Genomic DNA, 18,743 nt, shown 5'->3' with positions numbered 1-18,743 from the left:
AGTATCCATTTGGAGTATTACACTTTTTTCTTGCCAGTCGCTTACCGATCGCAATGTATCCTACTCCGGGCTTAAATTTACTGGAGTATATCGATGTTCTCCTGGCTCTGCCCCGAATATTGACTATTGGTATTACCTTAGATTCTATCGGGATGGTCGCGTGATTAGCGTCAGTAGTACCGGGAATCCGGAAGATATCAAGACTTGGTTTTCTGCAGAAAAATCTGGAATTTCGTCGGGAACTTATTCTGTGGATGGTAGCAAAATAGTCTTTAGCACCGAGATTTCCGGCTATGCGGCCGAGTTGGGCATACCTTCTGCCGCAGTCAAGTATCAGGGTTATATTTTAGGCGAGGAACTTGTCATAGATACTCATAGCGAGATCAACGGTTTTCGTTCGTACGGACAACGTTATAAATTTATTTCTTTAGACTTTTCCGATTAGCCCAAGATTCGATTAGTATATATGCTTCCTTATTAGAACATTTCGATTCACCTGAGGTAGCCAAATAGAATGAATAATACGATAGATACTCTCCGACGCATCGCAAAAAATCAGTTTGCGAGAACGGCGTTCTTCTGCTATTTTGCTTATCAAGTTTTTTTGATTCCTTCGAGTTACTTTGGAATCGAAGAGCAAACGCATCCATCAGACACACTTTTTTATATTCTACTTCTCTTACTTATATTATCTTTGTCGTTTGCGGTTATCTCCATATTGCTGTTGACGGAAGATCGCGATCTGCCGAAAATCCCGTTTTTAGAGCTTCTTCTGCAAGTATCGGTATTCGTATCCGGCTGCTGGTTTGTTACTATAATTTACACGCTGCTTTTTGCGCTTTTTAGCAGAATCGATCTGAATCAGAAAGAAGTCTCCTTCGATCTCATTGTGAAAATGATCATTTTTGCGACAGGATACGTATTTCTGACTTCTATATATTTTGCTGGTTTATCTTTGATCATTGCAAAGAGGTCTTATAAGGATTATTTCTCTAATTTGAGAAGAATATTCTCGGACAGAGGAACGTATTTTTATGTAGGCGGGTATCTTGCAATTATAGCGTTATTTGTAGCTACAATCGTTTTAACCGGATATCAATTTGAATTCGTAAATCGATTTCTATATTTTGCGGGTGTCGGTTTTATCTATTTGGATTTCATCCTGCTAACTCTGTATATACAAAGATTAAAATAGAAGAAGGAACCGGAAACATCCGATCGAAGTCTAAAGGAGCGGAAATGAAGTATAGAGGTAAAAAATGAACGAAGATTTTTGGCAGCAAAGGTGGAAAGAGAATAATATTGCATTTCATCAAAGCGAGGCGAACCCTCTTTTAGTTAAATATTTCGAAAGCATAGCTTTGACAAAAGGAGATCGGATCTTTCTGCCCTTATGTGGTAAGACTTTGGATATCGCTTGGCTATTATCCAAAGGATTTCGTGTGGTTGGTGTCGAATTCGCCGATCTAGCCATTCGGCAATTGTTTTCCGAGCTGAAGGTTACGCCTAAGATTTCTCAAGTCGATAAACTCGTTCGGTATAGCGCGGAGGGTCTCGATATATATGTCGGAGATTTCTTCCATTTGACCAAGGAACTTCTTGGACAGGTGGACGCCGTTTACGATCGAGCGGCTCTAGTTGCTCTTCCTCCCGAGACTAGGATACTTTATACCAAACATCTCGTAAAAATCACGGATCATGCTCCTCAGTTATTGATTGCATACGATTACGATCAAAATGTGATGTCGGGCCCTCCTTTTTCGGTCCCACAAATAGAGATAGAATCGCATTATAAAAGCGAGTTTCATCTTACTCGATTGGCTAGTTTGGAAGTGCAGGGTGGGTTGCGAGGACAATGTCCTGCAAAAGAGAATGTTTGGGAGTTAAAGTCGATTTAAGGTTTACAAAATGCTCGAAATATTACGCGCATCTTCGGGAAAGATGCGCGCGGTAAATCCTAATTGAAATCGTCTATCTTTAGGTCGTCCGGAGCCGGTTGGCCTTTGCCTGCCTCGACTAAACTTTTTAAACTGAGTAAAAAGGTCGCCCATTTCATGCTGCAATGCGCGGTGAACTCGCTTTCGTTTTTCCAATCTTGATGACGAAAATGGACTAGTGTCATCTTAGCTCCGTCAGGAGAAGATCCTTGGGTCAATTGGAAGTCCACATGGGATCCCACCCAGTCTTCCGGACCTTCTGTACATTCCCAGAGGACCCGTTGGGGAGCAAGTTCCTGCACTTTCATTTCGAAACCTGCCAGTCCAAAGTCGAAGCGGATGGATTCTCCAACTCCCGAAGTCCCTCCGGAGAATTCCCCCTCGACTTGTCTAGTCCACCATCCCGCTAAACCGTCTTTCGTTGCAAGCGCTTGGATGACTTTCGGTGCTTCCGCGCGAATGCCTATTTTGTGATATATTCCGTTCATCTTATTCTCCTTTATCTACGTTGTTTTTCTTCTTCTTTCACGGCGTTGCCGATAAAGACGTTATTCTATTCTTTAATCCCTTCTCGGATTTCCAAACCGTTCAGGATCCCGGTCCATCCATTTCTATGCGATTCGATTTCTTCGTTAGTCAGTCGTTCATGAATCAAAGTCACAAGAGTTTGCGGCTTCTGCTTTTTGTTCGAAGGATCGGCAATAGAATCGAAAGTTATCGTTACGAGAGTATCGCGACCGCCCGTTGCGATAGACTTCCAAGTAAATACCAGTCTTTTCGGTTCATTGATCTCTCTGTATTCCCCTTCATGAGGTAGAACCTTGCCGTTTAGGACCATATTGATTAAAAATTTTCCACCCGGTCTAGGATCCAGAGTAGCGGATTGAATATTGACCGCGTCTTCGGGTAAAAACCATTTCGACAAATCTTCGGCGTTTAACCAGGCTCGAAACAGTCGTGTCGGATCGGCGTTAATTTTTTTTTCTAGTTTTAGGACCGGTTCGGTCATGATCTTGCTCCTCTATAAATGCTTCTAATCTATCCAATTTGTTGGTCCAGAATTCCTGATGGTAAGCGAGCCACGCACTTGCTTCGGAAAGGGAACGATTCTGCAATTCCAATCTAAAACTACGTCCGTCATTTGGATCCCGCACCTTGCGTACAAGACCCGCCGAGGTAAGCACGTCGATGTGCTTGGCTACCCCTGCAAACGACATGGAAAAAGGTTCGGCCAACTCAGAGATTGTGAGCGAACGTTTCCGCAAATGAACAAGCATTTGGCGTCTAGAGCTGTCCGATAGAGCGGCGAATACCCGATCCAACTTTTCCTCAGCTTTCAATAATCCAACCATTTAGTTGAATAAATATTACCGGGGATTTTTTCGTCAATTATTATACCAAAGGGTTGAGTATTTTTTTGAAGAATTTGGAAAAGAATTCGGTCGATTCTTCTTTTCTAGGTGCTATTCGGACATCGATTTCGAAAGAACCGTAATCTTTTCTTTCGGAGAATCCTTGGAAATTTCTTGTTTCCTTTGAATAGCGGCCTTATATTGTCCCTCCCTAAAGAAAGAGGTGAATCGGGTATGCATCCAATCATTCAAAATATCTTAGCCGTTATCGCCGGGCTTGTCTTCGGAAGCATCGTGAATATGGGGATCGTTCTCGTCAGCGGGAATATTATTCCTCCTCCCGAAGGGGCAGATGTGACCACTATGGAAGGCCTGAAGGCATCGGCCCATTTATTCCGGCCTGAGCACTTTATCTTTCCGTTTTTGGCTCATGCTCTCGGCACTCTAGCCGGGGCTATAGTAACCGCACGGATGAGTGCCGGATACACGTCGGAACTCGCCTTGGTGATAGGAGCCTTTTTCTTGCTGGGAGGAATAGTGAGCGCATTCATGATACCGGCGCCTATTTGGTTTATCATACTGGATCTTGTGGTCGCATATCTTCCTACGAGCTATCTCGGAGGAAGAATCCTTAGAAAAAAATAATCCAAACCTCAACTTTAAGTATTTGTGTAACCGATCGGTTACATATATAATGGCGGTCGAACATGCGTAGAGACGTATTCCAAGCCATCGCGGATCCGACCAGGAGACAAATCATCGGTCTCCTCGCCAAGGAACCGATGAACTTGAATGCAGTAGCGGAGAATTTCAAGATCAGCAGACCGGCCATTTCGAAACATATTAAGATTCTCTCCGAATGTGGTCTTATAAGTATCAAACGCCAGGGTCGGGAAAGATACTGCATTGCGAAATTGGGTAAGTTGAACGAGGTGGAAACCTGGGTGACCCAATATAAAAAGTTCTGGGATCGCAAATTCGACGATCTGGAAAAGTATCTTAACCGGATTCAAAAGAAGTAGGAGACAGTATGGGCACGACGAATCAAAAATTTTCAGTTCAAAGATCTTTCCAAGCCCCCAAGGAGCTGGTATTCCAGGCATTTTCTACGGAGGATGCCTTGGCGGAATGGTGGGGGCCAATCGGAGTTTCGATCGAAGTAATCCGATTGGATTTTAAGGTAAACGGGGTTTTTCATTATAAGATGAAGGGGGATGAGGAACATTACGGTCTTTTTCTATTCAAGGAAATCGAAAGGCCGAATCGGATCACTTGGATCAATTCCTTTGCGGATAAGAATGGGACCATCATCAAGCCGCCCTTCGAAGGTTTGGATTTACCGAAAGAAATTCTGAATAAAATCAGCCTAGAAGAAAAGAATGGAATCACCACAATCACTTTAGTGAGCGAACCTATCAATTCTACGGAAAGCGAAACCGCAACCTTTTACTCTATTATGGAAGGCATGGAAGAAGGATGGGGCGGCACATTCGATAAGCTGGAAAGTTATTTGTCAAAGATCGGAAGATAAGTAGAAAGTCTTCACTCTATAATTCGATCGGACTACGGAAGAAAAGGCTTCATCGCATTCTTTAGAATAAACGATAAAAATGTCTTTCCAGTATTCTCGAAACGAAGTTTTTAATCCAGACGAGAAACTTCGTATTCAAAAATGAGAAATAAATTCTTAATTCTTCTCGGAATTTTATTTTTTCTCTCCGGATGCAGACCGGTCGGAGTGACCGTTTATTTATTTCCGGATACAAAGGAAAGCGCAAAGGTTCGAAATTACCTTCTCGGGACGATTTCCGAACAGCTAAGTATAGAAATTACCGGAAAGGAAAAGATTTCCGTATATTCTCTTCCAATACTGATCGAACGTATCGGTGCCTTTCAGCAAGTAGAGACCTGCGACGGAGACCGCGACGAATTCTGCATTTCCTTAAGGCTGAATGAAACAAGGAAATGCATGAAAGGAAGGGGAATATTACGCATTTCTTCCGTTCTTCGTTTTTCTTCCGGTAATAAACCCATCCAAGCGCCGAGCCCTATTCTCTCGGAGTCCCAATTCGAATCAAACTCCTGCCATTTCTCCTCTCAAACCGTTCGTTCGGGGGTTTATGCCTCGATAGAGCATCTTGTTCGAAGCGTATTTCCTCGAAGATATTTCGTCCGAACTCCGTTAAACGAATTCTTTACGAACGCTTCCGGGAACGAGAGGTTAGGGGGATTCTACTCGGATTTTCTTTCGGAACTTTCGAAAGATCCTTTGGACTGGAAGAAGGCCGAAAAAATCCTATTATCCGCCGAAGCACAGTTCCCACAGGACTTTTCCTTATTACAAAATATAGGGACGATTTATATATTCCAAGGAGAATGGATTTTAGGTTGTAAATATTTTTCCAGATCGATCGAATTCGGAAAGAGTGAAATGCTTTTTCGATGGTTGGATGCGTGTGAGAATTTCGAATTCAAGGAGATCCTTCGTTGACTCAGGCTGATAGAGAAACGGATTCGAATCGAATGGAAAGAATATAAAGAAAGGTGATGGTGATATGTTCTTAAAAAATCCTAAAGCGAAAAGAATGGCCGGAAATGTTTTGTTGCTCCTCTTTTCCTTAGTTACGATATTTCATGTGTTCGTCATAATCGGGCTGGTCCCACTCGATATGGTTTGGGGAGGACGCATTCAAAAACAGGAAGAACTGTATTGGTTCGAATTCATTTCTCTCGCATTGAATTTTCTCTTTATCTATGTCGTTCTTGCCAGACAGGAATATATAAAAACGCCGATAGCTCCCGGAATCCTGAGAATGACATTGTGGGTCATGGTGATCCTGTTTTCGTTAAATACGATCGGAAATCTGAATGCTCTTAACCGGATGGAGACCTTGATCTTTACTCCGATCACTTTTTTGATTGCAATTTTGTGCTTGGCTCTCGCTTAAAAAAAGTATAAAATTCTGGAATTCAAAAATTGAAATATTCGGATATACGAAAAGTTCCGGATCGGACCCCGAAAATCCATGAAGACAGATTATAAAGATATCGACCATTATATCAGCACGTTCCCGGAAGACGTTCAGGAAATTCTGGAAGGTTTGCGGGCCTTCATTCGAAAGAATGCTCCGGAGGCGAAAGAAAAAATCAGTTATCAAATCCCTACATTCGATTTCTATGGAAATTTGGTTCATTTTGCTGCGTACAAGAATCATATAGGATTCTATCCCGGCGCAAAAGCTATCCGTGTCTTCCAAGAAGAGCTGAAAGGTTTCAAGAATTCCAAGGGAACGGTGCAATTCCCGATCGAAAAACCTTTGCCGCTCGGATTGATCGGGAAGATCGTCAAATTCAGGGTAAAGGAGAACTTCGAATCCGGAAAAAGGAGAGCGAAAGCTTAACGGGTCTTGTAACATTCGGATGCCTCTCGCTCTTTCGTTTGATTCAGATTCGGTTTCAAAAACCTGTCGGATTCTGAGGGAATCAAAAACGATTTCTTGTCTTCCGAACAGTAAAACGGGTTTATAGTATTAAAAAAAAGTATAATGAAATTAGGACTGCATATGAAATCCATTCTCTTTTCGCTATTAATGTTTTTTGTTCCGGTTTCCGGAAATATTTTCGGACAGAGCGTATTCTCCGAGAATCATTCCAGCCGGGCGGACGTAAAAGTTTACGTAGTGAAGTATGAGAACCAGGCGGACTTGAAGGTTTATAAGGTCAAGTATGCCAACCAAGCGGGAGCAAACGACGGTAAATGGTTTTTTACCAATTACGAATCTCAGGCAAAGTTTAAGATCTATTTCGTGGCTCATGAAAGCCAGGCGGATATTAAAGTGTATTTCGTGAATTCTTCCAGTCAGGCGGGATGGAAAAATCGATCTAAAATGGACCTTTTCTATTAAGTAATTCTATCCCAAAATCGCTAAGAACGGGGAACTTGAGGTTAACCGAAACTCCGATTTTATGATAAAGAATTCGATTTTTTGAATGCCTTTTTTCGAAGTGGAAATTATTTTTGCGCTGGTCTCTTTTGAGACTACATTCCGAAAACCGAGGTTTTTATGGCAGGTCAAAAAGAGAAGGGAATCGACGAGAAATACTGCGAGACCTGCGGCTCCATAATCAAGAAGGCCGCCGAGATTTGTCCGAACTGCGGTGTCCGCCAATTTTCTTCCGACACATTCGGCTCCGGAACCGACTGGTTAACCGCTCTTCTTCTTTGCTTCTTCTTAGGAACTTTCGGAATTCATCGTTTTTATACGGGTAATACGGGGATCGGTATCGCCCAATTATTAACCTTTGGCTGCTGTGGGATCTGGGCCGTCGTAGATTTTATCCTTATTCTTACCGGTTCCTACAGGGATGGAAAAGGCAACCCGTTGATTAAAAAGTCTTAGGTTTCTCACTTAGCCAAATCTAAGTTCCCAAAAATTGCTATTTGGCCCGGAATCGGCGGGTTATTGCAATTTCCCGTTCTTTTAGGTTTTATTTAGGGGTAGAAGGTACTACATTCTACCCCCATTTTCCTCCACATCCCCTTGTTTCCCAGGGGCATTTCTAATCTTTCTCCCCGAATCCTAAAATTTTTCTCCCTTTTTCTCTTGACTATAGATCTTGTTTTTATTATTTTACCAGATGGTTAATTAACTATATGGTTCAGCTCTCTGCCACTGCAGATCACTTAAGCGCTACATTCGCCGCACTTGCCGATCCTACCCGACGTCAGATTCTTGCGTCCTTAAAGGATGGAGAGAGGTCGGTGAAAGAATTGGCCGAGCCGTTCGCGATGAGCCTGCCCGCGATCACGAAGCATTTGAAGGTTTTGGAAAAAGCCGGTTTAATCTCTCGGGGTCGCGAAGCTCAGTGGAGACCCGCAAGGCTGGAAGTGGGGCCTCTACAGGAGGCTTCGGCTTGGATCGATCGATACCGCAAATTGTGGGAGGATAGATTGGACCGACTGGAAGATTACCTACGAGAGTTACAAAAGAAGGAGAATCAGAATGAGTGAGAAAAAGGAAAGAATAAAGAAAATCGCGTATTGGATCATCACAAGTTTGATTTCGCTGAATTATCTTTATGCGGGAATCATTTATATTATCAAAAACGACCAGGTTATTTCCGGAATGGGGCAGCTAGGCTATCCTCTTTATTTCATAACGATTTTAGGAATTTGGAAAATTCTGGGGGCCGTCGTTCTGATCGCTCCTCGTTTGCCTCTTCTTAAAGAATGGGCGTATGCGGGGATTCTATTCAATCTTACCGCCGCTGCCGCATCCAATGCGATCTCCGGTTTTGAAATTCCGCACATCATCACTCCGCTCGTCATGTTGGTTTTCGCGGCTTTTTCCTGGTGGTCAAGACCTGCGGATCGGAAGCTTGCAGGGATTTTGAGTTAGTTTAGAATAGTATAAAAATAGAATGTACTTTATCGGAGAAACAAATGGATACTAAAGGAATTCGATTCGGGCAGAATGGGGAGCTCATAATCGACAGAATTCTCGAGGCCCCGAGGGAACTTGTGTTTCGAGCCTGGACGGATCCGGAATTATTCATGCGTTGGTGGGGTCCTAAAGACTTCACATCTCCGTTTTGTAAAATGGACTTTCGGGTCGGAGGAAGATATCACTTCTCCTTACGTTCTCCGGATGGTAAAGACTATTGGAGTACGGGAGAATACCGAGAAATCGTTCCTCCTTCCCGTCTAGTATTTACTGACAGCTTTGCGGATGATAAGGGGAATGCGGTTCCCGCTTCCTATTACGGAATGGAAGTGGATTGGCCGGAAGAATTAGTGGTCACGCTCATCTTTGAAGAAGTCGATTCCCGGAGGACCCGAATGATTCTTACTCATACCGGAATGCCTCCGGGAGAAGTAGTGGAGATGACCGGCGCAAGTTGGAACGAATCTTTCGATAAGCTTCAAAAATTGTTAAACGAATACCAGAACGCGTAAGGCGATCGGAAGTGGGAGTCGCTTCGGAGTGAAACCGACGGAATATTTCTATACGTTTCGTAAGAAGCGAAGAATCGTTTCTAAGAATATGCGGCGGGAGTATTTTTTCCGACCCAAGGACCAGAGTAGGAGAACGATTATGAGTGAGAATTTAAAAGCCGCCGAAGACACTTCCGATCGTGAGATCGTAGGTTATAGGCTTTTGAACGCGCCCAGGGAATTAGTATGGAAGGCCTGGACGGATCCGAATCATGTGGTCCATTGGTGGGGTCCGAACGGATTTACGAATACAATCGAGTCCATGGACGTAAGATCGGGAGGGGTATGGAAATTCGTCATGCACGGTCCTGACGGCGTGGACTATCCGAATCGAATCGCCTTTATCGAAGTGGTAAAACCTGAGAAATTAGTTTATACCCACGGCTCGGATGAAACGGATCATCCGGGAGATTTTTTCGTCACAGTGACTTTTAAGGACCTGGGTGGAAAAACTGAACTGGTGATGCGTTCTATTTTCAAAACTAAGGAAGCTAGAGACGAGGTCATAGAGAAATACGGAGCCCTGGAGGGCATGAATCAGACCCTCAGTCATCTGGAAGAATACCTTACGAAGATGGCTTGATTCCTACAGGATGATGCGGAGAAAAGAATCCGTACGTCCTTTTTTTGCGGTCCCCGGGCGCTTTTGTCCGGGGTCTGAAATATATTATTTAGTTAGCGTTCGAAAAATAAAGGAATATAAATGAGTACGAATACTCCTCCTAAAGCAGGGAACCGAGAATGGATCGGCCTCGCAGTGATCGCATTACCTTGCTTGTTATATGCGATGGATTTAACGGTTTTGTATCTGGCGGTTCCACATCTTACTGCCGCATTAAAACCTTCCAGCTCCCAACTTCTGTGGATCGTGGATATTTACGGTTTCTTAGTCGCCGGGTTCTTAGTCACTATGGGAACCTTGGGGGATAGGATCGGAAGAAGAAAACTATTATTGATCGGGGCCGCCGCATTCGGCGTGGCTTCCGTACTTGCAGCATTCTCCAACACTTCGGAGATGCTCATTGCCACACGAGCTCTCCTCGGTATTACAGCAGCGACTCTAGCGCCCTCGACACTTTCCTTGATTCGTAATATGTTTTTGGACGATCAAGAGAGGACCATGGCTATCGGGATCTGGGGAACCAGCTTTTCTTTCGGCGGTGCAATCGGCCCTTTGGTGGGAGGAGTTTTACTCGAGCATTTTTGGTGGGGTTCCGTATTTCTACTTAGCGTCCCGGTGATGATACTTTTACTCATCGTGGGACCGAAGCTTTTGCCGGAGTTCAAGGATCCGAATGCAGGAAATTTGGACATACTCAGCGCGATTTTATCATTGGCCTCGGTTCTTTTGATCATCTACGGTTTTAAGAGAGTCGCCGAAGCCGGCTGGGATCTCATCTGCATCCTCTCTATTCTTTCCGGAATCGGAGTAGGTGTCCTATTCGTACGTCGCCAAAAGACTCTTGCGGATCCTTTGATCGACCTGGCTTTATTCCGTATTCCCCAATTTAGCGGGGCATTAATCGCGAATACACTTACGATTTTCGTAGCCCTCGGCACATTCTTATTCATCGCTCAATACCTTCAATTGGTTCTGGGGCTTTCTCCTCTCCAAGCGGGGCTTTGGACGATTCCTTCCGCTATAGCTAACATAGTTGGATCGTTGACAGTTCCGGTTCTCATTCGCAAAGTTCGTCCGGTGTATATCATAATCGGCGGGCTCGTCCTGGCTGCCATAGGACTCTGGCTCTATTCTCAGGTAGACGGGGTGTCCGGCCTCATGAACATAGTAGTCGGATCCGTTATTCTCTCTTTGGGAATCTGCGCGGTTGTAATCTTAGGAACGGATATCATAGTGGCTGCCGCTCCTCCCGAGAGAGCCGGCGCCGCGGCTTCTATTTCCGAGACGGGAGCGGAATTCGGCGGGGTCTTGGGAATTGCTGTATTAGGAAGCATCGGAACGGCGGTGTACAGAAATCAAATGAAAGATGTAGTGGCGATCGGTGCAAGCCAAGAAGCTACGAATGCGGCCCAAAACACTCTGGGAGCGGCCGTTGCTCTTGCGAAAGAATTGCCGGACCAATTCGGTGCCGCATTATTATTGTCCGCCAAAGAAGCGTTCACGGATTCCATGCAATTGGTATCCTTAATATGCGCGATTCTTACCGGATTGCTTGTGATTTCGGTTCTGGTATTACTTAAGAATATGAGAAAAGAAGAAGGTACCTGATCTTTATTTTTCGAAATAAGATGATTCGGAGTTCGGACAACGTGTTACTAAGAAAGTAAAACTTCTATAGAAAAACGGACCGAACCCGAGTCTGTACGATTTAGTGTCCCTATATACTAGGATTCGATTAAATTTTTGGTGCTCTTATAGAGCCGTTTCCTATTCTCCGATCCAGAGGAGGTTCGGCTGATCGACTCCCGTCTATTTGTTTGACGGTCCGATTGATGGAACTACGAAATGTATACTGTACTACTGTTCCTACATTCTTATAATCGTTGGCTCGTGCTTGTTCTACTCGCGCTTTGCCTCTTAGTTTCTTGCTTCGCTTTAATTTATCGGAAAGAGATTGCTTCCGGTTTTCTTAGACATTTGCATTTGATAACCACTTCGGTTTTGCATCTGCAATTGGTTTTGGGTTTGATCGTATATTTTAAAAGCCCTTTTGTAAGAGCCTTCTTTACCAATGCGAAGGACAATTTCGCATCTCTCGAACTTTCCTTCTTTTCCGTTTTTCACGCGTTGGTGATGTTCTCGGCAGTAGTGATATTTACCGTCGGATCCGCAAAGGCCAAGAGAGAATCGGATCAAAATCGAAAACATCGGATCGTTCTATCTTGGTTTACTAGTGCTTTATTTCTTATAGTCGTTGCAATCCCTTGGCCCATAATCAGCGTCGTTACAAGACCTCTTTTTAGGATACCGTAGAATGAGATTATTCACTTCAAAATTGGGTTGGTTACGAGTACTTTCGGTTCTAGAAGGATTTTCTCTCATAATTCTCGTTTTCATTGGCGTGCCCTTAAAGAGAATTTGGGAATCGCCGGAACTCGTCCAAATCTTGGGGCCGATTCACGGAGCATTCTTCCTGCTCTTTTGCATGAATTTGCTCGGAGCCGCCGTCGAGTACAGATGGAAGTGGACCTTATCCGCGAAGCTCTTTTTGGCTTCCATGATTCCTTTCGGAACTATTTTCTTAGATTATAAAGTTCTAAAACCTATGTGGGAGTCCGAGGTTTCGGAAGAAAATCCGGCGGAATAAGTCGGCCTATTCCGTTTCTTCGGTGAATGCCCGAAAAAAGTGGGTCGCGGGTTTACCGTATAACTGGTACAATTTCAGAAAATCCTCCAATTTCAAACGCAGTTCTCCCGATTCGATTCGGGAGACGAAGCTCTGACAGTGACCTATAGAGTCCGCCACTTCCGTCTGGGAAAGTCCCGCCTCTAGTCTCGCTTCCTTGAGTAATTTTAGGAAATTTTTGTGTTGCTTACGATGATGCTTCAAGGCGGATTCCGGTCTCGGAAGATCATAGAAAGGATTCGGATTTATGGATAAGATTCAAGAAAATTCTTGCGGGCATCCTTCCTTTCCTTTTTCTCCTATTAGAGAAGTCCTAAAAATCGGATCGACCCGGAAATATAGATGATACGAGAACTCCAAATTCGAGTCGCTCCGGAAATCGCCGGAGAGGACGGTCCCTTAAAGTCCTTTGTCGCAAAAAGCCTAAAGACTTCGACAGAAAATATTCGTCATGTGGAGATATTGCATAGGTCCATCGACGCCAGACAAAGAAACGTATTCTTTCAACTGAGCGTTCGCGCATATATCGGAGAGGAATTTCAGTTTCGCCCGATACCTCTTCCCGAATATCCGGATGTAAGCAAGGGAGAAGAAGTGATCATCGTAGGAGCGGGCCCCGCGGGTCTTTTTGCCGCTCTTAGACTGATAGAATTGGGCATGAAGCCCGTAGTCTTGGAAAGAGGCAAGGACGTCAAGAATCGTCCTAAGGATCTTCAATCCATCAACGCCCATCATGTCGTAAACGAAGATTCCAATTATTGCTTCGGAGAAGGCGGAGCAGGCACTTATTCGGACGGAAAATTATACACTCGATCCAAGAAGCGAGGAAGCGTAAGGACCGTGTTGGAACTCCTAGTCGGTTTTGGAGCGAATCCGGATATTCTCATCGAAGCGCATCCTCATATAGGTACTAATAAGTTACCGAATATAGTCGGAAAAATACGGGAAACGATTCGGGAGAGAGGAGGGGAAGTACGCTTCGATACTAGGGTCCAAGACTTCATCCTGGAGGGAAATTCTATCCGTGGCGTAATCACCAAAAACGGAGAGAAAATCGAATCCAAGAAAGTGATTCTTGCGACGGGACATTCCGCGAGGGATATTTTCGAACTGCTGCATCGAAGAGGGATCGAAATCGATTTAAAACCTTTGGCGGTGGGGGTAAGAGTCGAGCATAAGCAATCCTTAATAGACTCCATTCAGTATCATTGTGCGGATAGGGGGCCTTATTTGCCCCCTTCTCCTTATAGCATAGTGAGACAGGTGGACGGTAGAGGAGTGTATTCCTTCTGCATGTGTCCCGGAGGGGTGATAGCGGCCTGTGCCACTAAGCCAGGAGAGGTGGTGACGAACGGTTGGTCTTCTTCTCGCCGCGCTCGGCCCACCGCAAACTCAGGAATCGTAGTGGAATTACGAGCGGAAGATTTTCAACCTTTTGCAAAGTCCGGACCTCTTGCGGCGATGCAATTTCAGAAGTCGATCGAAACGACTGCTTGGGTTGCGGGAGGCAAGACCCAGACCGCTCCCGCACAACGTTTGGTCGATTTTACGGAAGGAAAGATTTCCTCGGATTTGCCCAAAACATCTTATCCTCCAGGGATCGCGTCCGTAAATCTCCGCGATGTACTTCCGGGTTTTGTATACGACGCTCTTGCGCAGGGGTTTAAGGAGTTCGATAAGAGTATGAAAGGCTATTTTACGAACGAAGCTGTGGTTCACGCACCGGAGACCAGAACCTCTTCTCCGGTTAGTATTCCTAGAAATCCCGAGACTCTCGAACATATAAGGATAGGAGGTTTATATCCCTGCGGAGAAGGAGCCGGATACGCCGGAGGGATCGTATCTGCCGCTATGGACGGGATGAATTGCGCGAACGCCTGTGCGGGAGTTCGGAATGAAAGATAAGAAATTCGTGAAATTTCAGAACCAAGACATAGCTGAAATATTCGCCGATTATCCTGCTGAGTTAAGGGAGCGACTTTTATACTTGCGCGGACTGATTTTCCAAGTCGCATCCGAAACCGAAGGCGTGGGACGGATAGAGGAGGTGATCAAATGGGGCCAACCGAGTTATATCACTCCCGAATCCAAGAGTGGAAGTACGATCCGGATAGATAAAAACAAAGCCGAGGAGAACGGTTTTGCCATATTCTTTCATTGCCAGACCAATCTGATCTCCTCCTTTCGAAAAAAATTCAGACAGGAATTCCGATTCGAAGGAGATAGGAGCATTCTGTTTACTACAAAAACCAAAATCCCGGAAAAAGCGCTGAAAGAATGCATCGCGGACGCTTTGACTTATCACTCCAGAAAAAAGCAATCCGCTTCGCAGAAATCCTCCCGTTAAAGTCGGAGAAGACTATTTAAACCAACTTTTGAAGGTTTCCGGAATCGGACTCACGGTTCTACTGGAATAATCCATAAACACGAGTCCTGTTTTAGCCTTACATATGATCTTTCCTTTGATCGGACCGTCGGTATGGATCATACGATAATATAGGTCGCAACCCTTTGAGCTAAAATCTCCCGCTCCGATTTCCACGAGAACTTCGTCTCCGAAGAATGCTTCCGCTTTATATTCCACCACAAGGTCGGTCAGGATGATTCCGAGTCCATCCACATCCAGTTCCGAGCATTCTTTTTCCTTAAATAATCTCGCCCTGGCTTCGTGTAGTAAAGATACTACTTTGTCGTGAGCCAAATGCCCGGCAAAGTTGGTGTCGTAAATTCTGATTCTTAAACTAGTGGACCAAGAAAGTCGTTCCGGAACGTCTACTTGTATTCTGGCCATGATGATTCCTTAATGTGGTATTATTCTTTGTATCCCCGGGCTCGCCGAGCTTCTTCCAATTTTCGAATCGTATCTTCCGCGTCTTTGATTCTTTCCATTTCCTCTTCCGGGGTCACTATTTCCGGTTCGGGAGGTCGAATGAATCCGTCCATCTCGTTCCTAACCCCGTAGAGAGATATGCCGTAGGCGATGAGTCCTATCGCCAATCCTCCGATGAGGCTGATTCTTCTCTCCGCCTTGATTCCGTAGAATAGGACTAAGATCGAAACGTAGGAAAGGTATATAAAGAAAACGATATAAAGTACGCTTCCGAATATCCCCCTCGGAGAAAGGAAATCCAGGAAACCCCAGAATATTAACAGGAAAGATATACCGGCGGCGAATTCTAAGGACGGACGAAAATCCGATCTCACCGAAGACAATCTGGAAACTCCGTAAAAGATCCCGCCAACGACCGCCAAATAAAGTACGGAGAGTAGAATGCAATTTAAAATTCCGTAAAGGGAATCCGGAAGGACAGCCTGAAAAAGAAGCCTGGAAATGGAACCGCCGGAAAAAACGTAGAGTAAGCCGATTTTCTGGAAGGAAAAACGACTCAGAGTATACGCGAATAGAACGGAGACGAAAGTTCGGGTCGCTACGGATAGATGGCCTTGGTAGGAAGCTTTTGCGATCTGCTCCCTCGGCCTTAATAGGAATTTCCAGGAGTCGGAGAGAAAAATTCGAATCGAATTCATTGTAAGAGACGCGCAAATATTCCTACACACGCATCCGAATGCAAGCGATTCTCTCCGACTCGGAAGGGGCTATTTTTTGTCGGGGATATAACTCGCGTAATCCAACATAGTCGTGAATCTTACCGGATCCCGCTCATATTCCAAAACTTCGGAAAGAGTTCGGAAACGATTTTGCCCGGCTCCGATTTCTATATCGTTACCGGTAAATTGGAGAGGATGTTCGTATCCGCAGGCATGCGCTACCGAAAGTAATTCTTTTCGGAATCCTTTTATGTAATTTGCCGCCCGCTTCGCTTTCAATTCCACATCTAGACCGGCTTGTAACCATTTGCTCTGGGTAGCGACCCCTGCGGGACAATGTCCCGTATGACATTTTTGAGCCTGAATGCATCCTATGGACATCATGGCTTCTCTTGCGACGTGGATCAGATCGCAACCCATTGCAAAGGCCACGATGGTTCTATCCGGAAAGCCCAGCTTACCGCTACCGATCCAAAGCATACGGCTGGATAGTTTTTCCCTTTGGAAGATTTTATAGACTCTTGCGAAACCTACTTTGAACGGAAGGGACACATGATCCGTAAAGGTGAGGGGAGCCGCACCGGTCCCTCCTTCTCCTCCGTCGATGGTGATGAAATCGGGACCTTTACCGGTCTCCTTCATTCTCGCGGCTAGTTCCTCCCAAAATTTGGTTTCTCCCACGGCGCTTTTGATTCCTACGGGAAGTCCCGAGAGACCCGCGATTTTCTCAATGAATTCGATCAAACTATTCACATCGTCGAACTCGGTATGTGCGTTAGGCGAAATACAATCTTCTCCAGGTTTGATTCCCCTGATTTCCGCGATTTCCTTGGTCACTTTGGCGCCGGGCAGGATCCCTCCTTTTCCAGGTTTGGCTCCCTGGGAGAGTTTGATTTCTATGGCCCGAACGTTCGGATTCTCCTCTATCTTTCTTAAGAAAACGTCCATGGAGAATTTTCCGCTATGGTCCCGGGCTCCGAAATAACCGGTTCCCAATTGCCACATAACGTCCGCTCCGAAGGTATGATAGGGACTTAAGCCTCCTTCTCCCGTATTGTGGTAGCAACGTGCGAGTTTGGCGCCTTGGTTCAATGCGGAAACGGCCCTCTCGCCCAAGGAACCGTACGACATAGCGGAAATATTTACTACGGATGCGGGACGATACAGTTTCTTGCGATTATGGAACTCTCCCATCACCTTCAGTGCGGGAATCATGGAAGGATCCCCTTCCACATAAGTCGCCTTACTGTCCGCAAAAGGAAAAGCGGCGTGTTTGATAATGGGATATCCCGCGTCGTATAATAATTCCGTAGTTCCGAACCCGAAATTATTATTTTGCATCTTGGAAGTTGCATATACCCAGGATCGCTCAGCGCGATTGAAGGGCATTTCTTCCTTATCGTTTGCGACCCAGTATTGCCTGAGCTCCGGACCTATCTTTTCGAATAGGTAACGGATATGACCTACGATGGGAAAATTGTGTTTAATCGTGTGTTTTCTTTGCAGGAGATCGTGGATGAATACGACTACCAAAAAGACGAAGGTTAGGATGGACCAAAAGAGCCAAGCGTGAGCGTCGAAAATTTGCCAATATTCCAAGATCGTTTCTTCTGACATGCGCCGAAGTATAACGGAAAGGAAAGAAATTGCAAATGAGTTTTTCTTCGGGAAGCGAAGTAAAGAAACCTAAAACGTATCTTAGGCTTTTAGGACGAATTCTTTTTTGAACTCTTTTCTAGCGGTCATCTTGATGCCCAGAAATTTTCGTCCGTTTTGAATTACGAACGTGTTGCTTTTGACCCAGTCCCCGGTGTTGATGATATTGATCTTGGGAATGCAGAGAAAATCGTGAGTGTGACCGGAGATCAGAACTTTCTTACCTTGGTGAGTGATTTTGGAAAGTCTCTGATAATAATGCAGAGTCTCCTCTATCGTGCTAGGATCCTGGCGGTTTAAGTGATTTTGGTAGAAATTCTCGGAAAATTTGAACAAAGCAGGGAAAATGGAAGCGAATACATGCAAAATTCTTAAAACTAGAATGGAACCCATCCAAGTGAATTTATTATATTGGCCCTGATGCCCATGTAGAGCGATTAGGACGTCGTTTTCCGCCTTCTCGCATACGATCCAATTCCTTTCCCGCAGATAGTTTTCCACATTCGGGGACAACCTCATGAGGTAGGAAGTGGTGTCGTGATTACCGACGATATAATATTTTTTGCCGCTACCCGTACCCGCGGAAAGCTTGTCCAACCGGTCGAAAAGTTTATTGAACCTTTTCTTTCCTTTAACTCGGCGCAAACGTCTATCCGCGCTAAAGAACCAACTTTCTATGATATCACCGACTAGGTAAAGATTCTCGAAACGGATATTTTTCCGATCCAGATGATCCAGTAGCTGGAAAAGTTCCTTATGCTTATGGGTCTTGATTTTTTTGTTTAGGAGGTAATGGATATCCGAAATGAAAAAGCCTTCGTAGATTCTCCCTCTCCGGAATTTCATTTAGAATGGATGCCTTAATTCCATATGACGATAGGATTCACATTTGTCAACGGAATAGAATGTGAAACTCCGTAGAATACGTGAATACTAATGCGCTTCC

At 44.8% G+C, this 18,743-nt stretch carries 28 protein-coding genes; 20 read left to right on the top strand and 8 right to left on the bottom strand.

Annotation, left to right across the window (positions count from 1 at the left end; translation table 11 throughout):
* Positions 1 to 250: 250 nt before the first annotated feature.
* From LEP1GSC061_RS12070 to tmpT, 3 genes are all read left to right on the top strand, one after another.
* A complete protein-coding gene (locus LEP1GSC061_RS12070) occupies positions 251 to 445 on the top strand; it encodes a hypothetical protein (protein ID WP_135701102.1) in 195 nt (64 codons plus the stop codon).
* Between the two features lie 279 nt (positions 446 to 724).
* Entirely contained in the window at positions 725 to 1,195 is a 471-nt protein-coding gene (locus LEP1GSC061_RS12065) for a hypothetical protein (RefSeq protein ID WP_156844549.1), read from the top strand.
* Between the two features lie 64 nt (positions 1,196 to 1,259).
* Positions 1,260 to 1,898, top strand: a complete 639-nt coding sequence (gene tmpT, locus LEP1GSC061_RS12060; RefSeq protein ID WP_016545618.1) for a thiopurine S-methyltransferase — start codon at positions 1,260 to 1,262, stop codon at positions 1,896 to 1,898.
* A gap of 59 nt (positions 1,899 to 1,957) precedes the next feature.
* Here tmpT and LEP1GSC061_RS12055 read toward each other — a convergent pair whose 3' ends face one another.
* The 3 genes from LEP1GSC061_RS12055 to LEP1GSC061_RS12045 form a co-directional block, all read right to left on the bottom strand.
* Positions 1,958 to 2,425 (bottom strand): SRPBCC family protein, encoded by a 468-nt coding sequence (locus LEP1GSC061_RS12055; protein WP_016545535.1) that lies wholly within the window; start codon positions 2,423 to 2,425, stop codon positions 1,958 to 1,960.
* A gap of 65 nt (positions 2,426 to 2,490) precedes the next feature.
* Positions 2,491 to 2,946 carry an SRPBCC family protein gene (locus tag LEP1GSC061_RS12050; protein WP_016545737.1) on the bottom strand — a complete coding sequence of 152 codons (456 nt, stop codon included), beginning with the start codon at positions 2,944 to 2,946 and terminating at the stop codon, positions 2,491 to 2,493.
* Positions 2,909 to 3,214: an ArsR/SmtB family transcription factor gene (locus tag LEP1GSC061_RS12045; RefSeq protein ID WP_232218448.1), complete on the bottom strand. Its 306-nt coding sequence runs from the start codon at positions 3,212 to 3,214 to the stop codon at positions 2,909 to 2,911. Before LEP1GSC061_RS12045 ends, LEP1GSC061_RS12050 begins: the two co-directional genes overlap by 38 nt.
* Positions 3,215 to 3,523: 309 nt before the next feature.
* Between LEP1GSC061_RS12045 and LEP1GSC061_RS12040 the strand changes: the two genes are divergently transcribed.
* From LEP1GSC061_RS12040 to LEP1GSC061_RS11970, 15 genes are all read left to right on the top strand, one after another.
* A complete protein-coding gene (locus LEP1GSC061_RS12040; protein ID WP_016545600.1) occupies positions 3,524 to 3,934 on the top strand; it encodes a hypothetical protein in 411 nt (136 codons plus the stop codon).
* 62 nt (positions 3,935 to 3,996) lie between these two features.
* Complete coding sequence (locus LEP1GSC061_RS12035) at positions 3,997 to 4,311, top strand: ArsR/SmtB family transcription factor (protein WP_016545577.1); 315 nt, start codon at positions 3,997 to 3,999, stop codon at positions 4,309 to 4,311.
* An 8-nt stretch (positions 4,312 to 4,319) separates the two neighbouring features.
* Entirely contained in the window at positions 4,320 to 4,820 is a 501-nt protein-coding gene (locus LEP1GSC061_RS12030; protein ID WP_016545516.1) for an SRPBCC family protein, read from the top strand.
* Positions 4,821 to 4,961: 141 nt separating this feature from the next.
* Positions 4,962 to 5,780: a lipoprotein gene (locus LEP1GSC061_RS12025; RefSeq protein WP_016545754.1), complete on the top strand. Its 819-nt coding sequence runs from the start codon at positions 4,962 to 4,964 to the stop codon at positions 5,778 to 5,780.
* Between the two features lie 64 nt (positions 5,781 to 5,844).
* Positions 5,845 to 6,237 carry a hypothetical protein gene (locus LEP1GSC061_RS12020; protein ID WP_016545594.1) on the top strand — a complete coding sequence of 131 codons (393 nt, stop codon included), beginning with the start codon at positions 5,845 to 5,847 and terminating at the stop codon, positions 6,235 to 6,237.
* Positions 6,238 to 6,315: 78 nt separating this feature from the next.
* On the top strand, positions 6,316 to 6,690 hold the full coding sequence (locus LEP1GSC061_RS12015) for an iron chaperone (RefSeq protein WP_016545486.1): 375 nt from the start codon (positions 6,316 to 6,318) through the stop codon (positions 6,688 to 6,690).
* Positions 6,691 to 6,834: 144 nt separating this feature from the next.
* Entirely contained in the window at positions 6,835 to 7,194 is a 360-nt protein-coding gene (locus LEP1GSC061_RS12010) for a 7(1) septoil knot domain-containing protein (protein WP_198014263.1), read from the top strand.
* A gap of 159 nt (positions 7,195 to 7,353) precedes the next feature.
* Positions 7,354 to 7,689: a TM2 domain-containing protein gene (locus LEP1GSC061_RS12005; RefSeq protein ID WP_016545674.1), complete on the top strand. Its 336-nt coding sequence runs from the start codon at positions 7,354 to 7,356 to the stop codon at positions 7,687 to 7,689.
* A 254-nt stretch (positions 7,690 to 7,943) separates the two neighbouring features.
* Positions 7,944 to 8,300 carry an ArsR/SmtB family transcription factor gene (locus LEP1GSC061_RS12000; protein WP_040508587.1) on the top strand — a complete coding sequence of 119 codons (357 nt, stop codon included), beginning with the start codon at positions 7,944 to 7,946 and terminating at the stop codon, positions 8,298 to 8,300.
* A complete protein-coding gene (locus LEP1GSC061_RS11995; RefSeq protein WP_016545498.1) occupies positions 8,293 to 8,688 on the top strand; it encodes a DoxX family protein in 396 nt (131 codons plus the stop codon). The genes LEP1GSC061_RS12000 and LEP1GSC061_RS11995 overlap by 8 nt, the downstream gene beginning before the upstream one ends.
* 44 nt (positions 8,689 to 8,732) lie before the next feature.
* Positions 8,733 to 9,245, top strand: a complete 513-nt coding sequence (locus LEP1GSC061_RS11990; RefSeq protein WP_016545475.1) for an SRPBCC family protein — start codon at positions 8,733 to 8,735, stop codon at positions 9,243 to 9,245.
* Between the two features lie 139 nt (positions 9,246 to 9,384).
* Positions 9,385 to 9,867: an SRPBCC family protein gene (locus LEP1GSC061_RS11985; RefSeq protein ID WP_040508664.1), complete on the top strand. Its 483-nt coding sequence runs from the start codon at positions 9,385 to 9,387 to the stop codon at positions 9,865 to 9,867.
* A gap of 120 nt (positions 9,868 to 9,987) precedes the next feature.
* Entirely contained in the window at positions 9,988 to 11,514 is a 1,527-nt protein-coding gene (locus LEP1GSC061_RS11980; protein ID WP_016545658.1) for an MFS transporter, read from the top strand.
* Positions 11,515 to 11,751: 237 nt separating this feature from the next.
* Positions 11,752 to 12,219 (top strand): hypothetical protein, encoded by a 468-nt coding sequence (locus tag LEP1GSC061_RS11975; protein WP_016545589.1) that lies wholly within the window; start codon positions 11,752 to 11,754, stop codon positions 12,217 to 12,219.
* Between the two features lies 1 nt (position 12,220).
* Positions 12,221 to 12,553 (top strand): DUF3817 domain-containing protein, encoded by a 333-nt coding sequence (locus LEP1GSC061_RS11970; protein ID WP_016545501.1) that lies wholly within the window; start codon positions 12,221 to 12,223, stop codon positions 12,551 to 12,553.
* A gap of 6 nt (positions 12,554 to 12,559) precedes the next feature.
* On the opposite strand, the gene LEP1GSC061_RS11965 is transcribed toward LEP1GSC061_RS11970, so the two are convergent.
* The gene (locus LEP1GSC061_RS11965) at positions 12,560 to 12,796 is read right to left on the bottom strand and encodes a helix-turn-helix domain-containing protein (RefSeq protein ID WP_016545688.1); all 237 of its coding nucleotides are present in this window, start codon (positions 12,794 to 12,796) and stop codon (positions 12,560 to 12,562) included.
* A gap of 138 nt (positions 12,797 to 12,934) precedes the next feature.
* Between LEP1GSC061_RS11965 and LEP1GSC061_RS11960 the strand changes: the two genes are divergently transcribed.
* Together LEP1GSC061_RS11960 and LEP1GSC061_RS11955 are read left to right on the top strand one after the other, a co-directional pair.
* Positions 12,935 to 14,497 (top strand): NAD(P)/FAD-dependent oxidoreductase, encoded by a 1,563-nt coding sequence (locus tag LEP1GSC061_RS11960; RefSeq protein ID WP_016545708.1) that lies wholly within the window; start codon positions 12,935 to 12,937, stop codon positions 14,495 to 14,497.
* The gene (locus tag LEP1GSC061_RS11955) at positions 14,487 to 14,939 is read left to right on the top strand and encodes a DUF1801 domain-containing protein (protein WP_016545697.1); all 453 of its coding nucleotides are present in this window, start codon (positions 14,487 to 14,489) and stop codon (positions 14,937 to 14,939) included. Before LEP1GSC061_RS11960 ends, LEP1GSC061_RS11955 begins: the two co-directional genes overlap by 11 nt.
* A 12-nt stretch (positions 14,940 to 14,951) precedes the next feature.
* Here LEP1GSC061_RS11955 and LEP1GSC061_RS11950 read toward each other — a convergent pair whose 3' ends face one another.
* From LEP1GSC061_RS11950 to LEP1GSC061_RS11935, 4 genes are all read right to left on the bottom strand, one after another.
* Positions 14,952 to 15,383: an acyl-CoA thioesterase gene (locus LEP1GSC061_RS11950; RefSeq protein ID WP_016545611.1), complete on the bottom strand. Its 432-nt coding sequence runs from the start codon at positions 15,381 to 15,383 to the stop codon at positions 14,952 to 14,954.
* A 20-nt stretch (positions 15,384 to 15,403) separates the two neighbouring features.
* Entirely contained in the window at positions 15,404 to 16,120 is a 717-nt protein-coding gene (locus tag LEP1GSC061_RS11945; RefSeq protein WP_016545595.1) for a Yip1 family protein, read from the bottom strand.
* A gap of 69 nt (positions 16,121 to 16,189) precedes the next feature.
* Entirely contained in the window at positions 16,190 to 17,758 is a 1,569-nt protein-coding gene (locus tag LEP1GSC061_RS11940) for an FMN-binding glutamate synthase family protein (RefSeq protein ID WP_016545597.1), read from the bottom strand.
* A gap of 81 nt (positions 17,759 to 17,839) precedes the next feature.
* A complete protein-coding gene (locus LEP1GSC061_RS11935) occupies positions 17,840 to 18,643 on the bottom strand; it encodes a UDP-2,3-diacylglucosamine diphosphatase (RefSeq protein WP_016545699.1) in 804 nt (267 codons plus the stop codon).
* Between the last annotated feature and the right edge of the window lie 100 nt (positions 18,644 to 18,743).

It is taken from the genome of Leptospira wolffii serovar Khorat str. Khorat-H2 (genome assembly GCF_000306115.2).
Taxonomy (GTDB): Bacteria; Spirochaetota; Leptospiria; order Leptospirales; family Leptospiraceae; genus Leptospira_B; species Leptospira_B wolffii.
The sequence above is the reverse complement of the archived record's forward strand: the minus strand, read 5'-3'. Positions and strand labels throughout refer to the sequence as shown.

What these genes read in the sequence shown, in the direction of transcription:
- LEP1GSC061_RS12020 (WP_016545594.1), top strand. Translation starts at nt 5,845, where the DNA reads ATGTTCTTAAAAAATCCTAAAGCGAAAAGAATGGCCGGAAATGTTTTG.
- LEP1GSC061_RS12010 (WP_198014263.1), top strand. Translation starts at nt 6,835, where the DNA reads ATGAAATTAGGACTGCATATGAAATCCATTCTCTTTTCGCTATTAATG.
- LEP1GSC061_RS11960 (WP_016545708.1), top strand. Translation starts at nt 12,935, where the DNA reads ATGATACGAGAACTCCAAATTCGAGTCGCTCCGGAAATCGCCGGAGAG.
- LEP1GSC061_RS11955 (WP_016545697.1), top strand. Translation starts at nt 14,487, where the DNA reads ATGAAAGATAAGAAATTCGTGAAATTTCAGAACCAAGACATAGCTGAA.
- LEP1GSC061_RS11935 (WP_016545699.1), bottom strand. Translation starts at nt 18,643, where the DNA reads ATGAAATTCCGGAGAGGGAGAATCTACGAAGGCTTTTTCATTTCGGAT.
- LEP1GSC061_RS11950 (WP_016545611.1), bottom strand. Translation starts at nt 15,383, where the DNA reads ATGGCCAGAATACAAGTAGACGTTCCGGAACGACTTTCTTGGTCCACT.
- LEP1GSC061_RS11945 (WP_016545595.1), bottom strand. Translation starts at nt 16,120, where the DNA reads ATGAATTCGATTCGAATTTTTCTCTCCGACTCCTGGAAATTCCTATTA.
- LEP1GSC061_RS12045 (WP_232218448.1), bottom strand. Translation starts at nt 3,214, where the DNA reads ATGCTTGTTCATTTGCGGAAACGTTCGCTCACAATCTCTGAGTTGGCC.
- LEP1GSC061_RS12025 (WP_016545754.1), top strand. Translation starts at nt 4,962, where the DNA reads ATGAGAAATAAATTCTTAATTCTTCTCGGAATTTTATTTTTTCTCTCC.
- LEP1GSC061_RS11985 (WP_040508664.1), top strand. Translation starts at nt 9,385, where the DNA reads ATGAGTGAGAATTTAAAAGCCGCCGAAGACACTTCCGATCGTGAGATC.
- LEP1GSC061_RS12050 (WP_016545737.1), bottom strand. Translation starts at nt 2,946, where the DNA reads ATGACCGAACCGGTCCTAAAACTAGAAAAAAAAATTAACGCCGATCCG.
- LEP1GSC061_RS12005 (WP_016545674.1), top strand. Translation starts at nt 7,354, where the DNA reads ATGGCAGGTCAAAAAGAGAAGGGAATCGACGAGAAATACTGCGAGACC.
- LEP1GSC061_RS12040 (WP_016545600.1), top strand. Translation starts at nt 3,524, where the DNA reads ATGCATCCAATCATTCAAAATATCTTAGCCGTTATCGCCGGGCTTGTC.
- LEP1GSC061_RS11980 (WP_016545658.1), top strand. Translation starts at nt 9,988, where the DNA reads ATGAGTACGAATACTCCTCCTAAAGCAGGGAACCGAGAATGGATCGGC.
- LEP1GSC061_RS12055 (WP_016545535.1), bottom strand. Translation starts at nt 2,425, where the DNA reads ATGAACGGAATATATCACAAAATAGGCATTCGCGCGGAAGCACCGAAA.
- LEP1GSC061_RS11975 (WP_016545589.1), top strand. Translation starts at nt 11,752, where the DNA reads ATGTATACTGTACTACTGTTCCTACATTCTTATAATCGTTGGCTCGTG.
- LEP1GSC061_RS11995 (WP_016545498.1), top strand. Translation starts at nt 8,293, where the DNA reads ATGAGTGAGAAAAAGGAAAGAATAAAGAAAATCGCGTATTGGATCATC.
- tmpT (WP_016545618.1), top strand. Translation starts at nt 1,260, where the DNA reads ATGAACGAAGATTTTTGGCAGCAAAGGTGGAAAGAGAATAATATTGCA.
- LEP1GSC061_RS12000 (WP_040508587.1), top strand. Translation starts at nt 7,944, where the DNA reads ATGGTTCAGCTCTCTGCCACTGCAGATCACTTAAGCGCTACATTCGCC.
- LEP1GSC061_RS11940 (WP_016545597.1), bottom strand. Translation starts at nt 17,758, where the DNA reads ATGTCAGAAGAAACGATCTTGGAATATTGGCAAATTTTCGACGCTCAC.
- LEP1GSC061_RS12035 (WP_016545577.1), top strand. Translation starts at nt 3,997, where the DNA reads ATGCGTAGAGACGTATTCCAAGCCATCGCGGATCCGACCAGGAGACAA.
- LEP1GSC061_RS12015 (WP_016545486.1), top strand. Translation starts at nt 6,316, where the DNA reads ATGAAGACAGATTATAAAGATATCGACCATTATATCAGCACGTTCCCG.
- LEP1GSC061_RS11970 (WP_016545501.1), top strand. Translation starts at nt 12,221, where the DNA reads ATGAGATTATTCACTTCAAAATTGGGTTGGTTACGAGTACTTTCGGTT.
- LEP1GSC061_RS11990 (WP_016545475.1), top strand. Translation starts at nt 8,733, where the DNA reads ATGGATACTAAAGGAATTCGATTCGGGCAGAATGGGGAGCTCATAATC.
- LEP1GSC061_RS12030 (WP_016545516.1), top strand. Translation starts at nt 4,320, where the DNA reads ATGGGCACGACGAATCAAAAATTTTCAGTTCAAAGATCTTTCCAAGCC.